At 63.7% G+C, this 922-nt stretch carries 2 protein-coding genes; both read right to left on the reverse strand.

Going from position 1 to position 922, the window contains the following annotated elements:
* A partial coding sequence (locus EN969_RS33050) for a DUF2155 domain-containing protein (protein ID WP_127419836.1) occupies positions 1-448 on the reverse strand: 448 nt, incomplete at its 3' end.
* A 123-nt stretch (positions 449-571) separates the two neighbouring features.
* A complete protein-coding gene (locus EN969_RS33055; RefSeq protein WP_245467642.1) occupies positions 572-922 on the reverse strand; it encodes an NADH:ubiquinone oxidoreductase subunit NDUFA12 in 351 nt (116 codons plus the stop codon).

The raw sequence follows: 922 nt of genomic DNA on the forward strand, positions 1-922 counted from the left end.
CGGGCGCCGGCACATCCGACTTCTGCTTGCAGGCCTTCAGCCAGACGTCGTAGACGGCATGCTCGACGGCGTTGAGGCCGGGGCTTTCGGCAAACATCCAGCCGGTGAAGATGCGGCGGATCTTGCGGTCGAGCGTGATCTCGTCGACCTCGACGAAGGAATCGGTCTTCGGCGCCTCCGCCTGCGGCCGCGAATAGCAGACGCGCGGCGTCACCTGCAAAGCGCCGAACTGCACCGTCTCGTCGATATAGACATCGAAGGTGATGATCCGGCCGGTGATCTTGTCGATACCGGCAAACTCGGCAACGGCATTGGTAACCCGGTCCGCTCCCGCGGGCGGCGCCGGCGCGGGTGCCGCGGGCTCAGGCGAAGCGGCGAAGGCCACGGTGCTGACGGCAAGACCGGCGGCTAGCGCCAGACTGGCCGATATTGAGTAAGAAAAGCTCATGCAAAGATACCGGTGGTTCGCGCCCGGGTGATTCTGTCGATCGCCAAGGCTAGTCGCCGTTTTCTGATCAGCAAGCAGCTAAACACCAATTGTGGCGATAAAGGACCGGCTTGCACCCTGTCGCTACGACCCGGGTGTCCAGGCATCGTAGTCGCCGGTGACCTGCGGGCGATGCTGATTGGTGAGCACCGAGCCCTTCGGACGATAGGCCGCCGGGCTGCCGGTCAGATTGGGCTGATGCGGCTTCTGCCAGTCGCGTGGCTTGTAGTCCTCGCTGGACGGCGCGACGTCGACACGGTGGTGCATCCAGCCGTGCCAGCCGGGCGGTATCGCCGAAGCTTCCGAATAATTGCGGTAGATGACCCAGCGGCGCGTGCGGCCTTCCGAATCGATGCCGCCTTCGTAGTAAAAATTGCCGGTCTCGTCCTGGCCGACCTTCTTGCCATACCGCCACGTGTGCAGGCGGGTTCCTAT

The organism is Mesorhizobium sp. M7A.F.Ca.CA.003.01.2.1 (assembly GCF_003998945.1).
In the GTDB taxonomy this organism is placed as follows: domain Bacteria; phylum Pseudomonadota; class Alphaproteobacteria; order Rhizobiales; family Rhizobiaceae; genus Mesorhizobium; species Mesorhizobium ciceri.